Annotated in this window: 4 protein-coding genes and 1 pseudogene; 2 read left to right on the top strand and 3 right to left on the bottom strand. The window is 42.5% G+C overall.

Annotated elements, in window-relative coordinates; translation table 11 throughout:
• A pseudogene (locus QUB24_RS33180) lies at positions 1 to 141 on the top strand (photosystem II q(b) protein); the annotation flags it as partial.
• 169 nt (positions 142 to 310) lie between these two features.
• Complete coding sequence (locus QUB24_RS33175; protein WP_333157823.1) at positions 311 to 889, top strand: Uma2 family endonuclease; 579 nt, start codon at positions 311 to 313, stop codon at positions 887 to 889.
• A gap of 143 nt (positions 890 to 1,032) precedes the next feature.
• Here the strand turns inward: QUB24_RS33175 and QUB24_RS33170 are convergent, their stop codons facing one another.
• From QUB24_RS33170 to QUB24_RS33160, 3 genes are all read right to left on the bottom strand, one after another.
• Positions 1,033 to 1,257: a type II toxin-antitoxin system HicA family toxin gene (locus QUB24_RS33170; RefSeq protein ID WP_333058538.1), complete on the bottom strand. Its 225-nt coding sequence runs from the start codon at positions 1,255 to 1,257 to the stop codon at positions 1,033 to 1,035.
• 2 nt (positions 1,258 to 1,259) lie between these two features.
• Positions 1,260 to 1,469, bottom strand: coding sequence for a type II toxin-antitoxin system HicB family antitoxin (locus QUB24_RS33165; protein ID WP_293133322.1), 210 nt, complete (start codon positions 1,467 to 1,469; stop codon positions 1,260 to 1,262).
• A gap of 61 nt (positions 1,470 to 1,530) precedes the next feature.
• Positions 1,531 to 1,863, bottom strand: a complete 333-nt coding sequence (locus QUB24_RS33160) for a hypothetical protein (protein ID WP_333157822.1) — start codon at positions 1,861 to 1,863, stop codon at positions 1,531 to 1,533.
• Between the last annotated feature and the right edge of the window lie 568 nt (positions 1,864 to 2,431).

Raw genomic sequence — 2,431 nt, 5'->3', positions numbered from 1 at the left:
AATACTTGGGCTGATGTCATCAACCGCGCTAACTTGGGTATGGAAGTAATGCACGAGCGCAATGCTCACAACTTCCCTCTCGACTTGGCAGCGGGTGTTACAACTCCCGTAGCAATGGTTGCTCCTTCTATCAATGGCTAAGTTTTAGTCTGAGATTGACAAAAAGCGCTCCTAGAAATAGGGGCGCTTTTTGTTTGGGGAAAATATTTTTCTCGGCTAACAGTCAACAGTCAACAGTCAACAGTTGACTACAGACTCCCACTTTTTGAAGTGGTATATTATGGAAAAATGATGGTGAAAGGTAAGTCAGATGGTTGTCGCAATTTCTAAAGCAGGAGTGGGTACAGGTACAGCCTTTCTGTCAAATGTGACATGGGAGACTCTGGAAAAGTTGGATGCAGATTTGGAGGCAACTGGGGCGCGCTTAACTTATTTGGATGGGTGTTTAGAAATTATGGCTCCTTTTTATGAGGAACATGAAGAATCTAAAAACACTTTAGATCAGCTTTTAGAGATTTATATGCGGACGAAGGACATTCGTTTCTACGGGCGCGGCAGTACAACCATCGGGATGAAGGAGTTGGGTGCACGGAAGGAACCAGATGAGTCTTACTGTTTGGGTACGCGCAAGTCGGTTCCAGATTTGGCGATCGAGGTGACAGTGACGAGTGGTGGAATTGATACGCTGGAAATCTATCGTCGTGTGGGAGTGCAGGAGGTTTGGTTTTGGGAGGATGGGGTAATTTCGGTTTATTGTTTGCGTCCAACGGGATATGAGTTGGTGAGTAAGAGCGAACTTTTGCCGGAGTTGGATTTGCGATCGATCGAGTTTTATTCGCGTATGGCGGATCAATATGATGGGGTGAATGCTTTTATGCGATCGATGTAGAAGTCCAGAAGTGCGATTAAAAAAATCATGCTTTCTCCTCACATTTTGCCTTTGCGGAAGTTTGTTTCCATGCTGTTTCGGTTCCGAATTTCGGTAGTTTTGCAGCAATTTGGGCAAAAAGTAGTCACGTAGTTCACCTCAACTCACCGTGACTCCAACATTTCCTCAACTGTCAAGCCAATATCAATTGCAATCCGCTGAAGCAATCGAGGTGATATATCACGCCCTTTATGAAAAGGAACAGTAGTTCCTCGCCCATCTTGGTGACGGAACTGCTTATGTGAGCCTTTTTGACGCACCTCTACAAAGTCAAGGTTCTCTAGTATGCGGACTATTTCCTGTGGTTTCAGAACTGGGATATTGCTCATGTTTATCGGATCACAATCTGTTGTGTACCTATAAACTCAGTCTGAATGACGAGAGTATCATCTTCTAGGAGCATCTCAATTACCTCACGCAGATTCTCGTGTAACTCATCCAAGGTTTCTCCCTGGGAATGCGCCCCAGGAAATCCAGGAATATAACCAACGTAAAGCTTGGTATCAGAATCTTTTTCGATTATAGCGGTAAATGTTTTCATAAGATTCGCTTTCTATTCGTTAAATGTAAGAAATGTAATCTCTCATAGATTATATAATATTTCACCTGCACTGAATGTATGCTTTGAATACGGGATTGAGGAAAAAGAGCGATCGCCCTCCTACTAACACTTTTTCCACTAAGCCGCGTCGCGCTAAAGATTGTATAGCTTGCCAAAATTCTGATTGGGATAATTCACTATCAGTAGCTTTTCGGGAAATATCTACAGTTTCATTTTGAGTGGCTAACCAGTATAACGCCTTTTTTTCTGAGTCTGATAAACGCTTTAGGTGAGATTCTAAGATGGGTTGTAAGTCACCTAAGAATAAATAATTTACATCGGATAAAAACAGGGAAACGCTACCATCAAACAACTCCAAAATAGTTGCAGCCATGATATTTAGCCAGGAAGGATGACCTTGATAAAGGGCGATCAAGTCTGACCATTTTTCGTCATCGACTAATCCTTTTTGTTGAAAAATTTCTGCGGCTTGTTCTCCTAAGCCTTTGAGGTGTAAGCTTTGCGTGGAGAGGTTTTCGGCTTCTAAATTTGCGATTTCTTTGGGTTTTTCCCAACTGAGGAGGATTAAACAACTCTGATGGGAGGATGTAGCAATTTGTTTAAAAAATTTGCCATAGTCTTCATAGCCTGCTAAATATTGACCTGCTAATTGACTGCTACTAAAAATATTCTGTACGTCATCAAGAATTACTAGACAGCGAGAAGATCGGAAATAATCGATGATTGTGGGTAATGGGGGTTGTTGCGATCGCCCAAAAAATTGTTTGAGTTCGGTTTGGAGGGTGGAAAGTGTGGGAGTGTTGGTGAGGCTTAACCAAATAATATAATCAAATTCGGTTTGAATTTGTTCGATGAGTTTGAGGGGTGCGATTCGTTGAAACGTGAATCACGGTAATCAGTCCGTACATAGCGTTTCCAGCCACAAGGCTGAACTCTCGGTC

The sequence above is a fragment of the Microcoleus sp. B9-D4 genome (assembly GCF_036705105.1).
Classification (GTDB): domain Bacteria; phylum Cyanobacteriota; class Cyanobacteriia; order Cyanobacteriales; family Microcoleaceae; genus Microcoleus.
The sequence above is the reverse complement of the archived record's forward strand: the minus strand, read 5'-3'. Positions and strand labels throughout refer to the sequence as shown.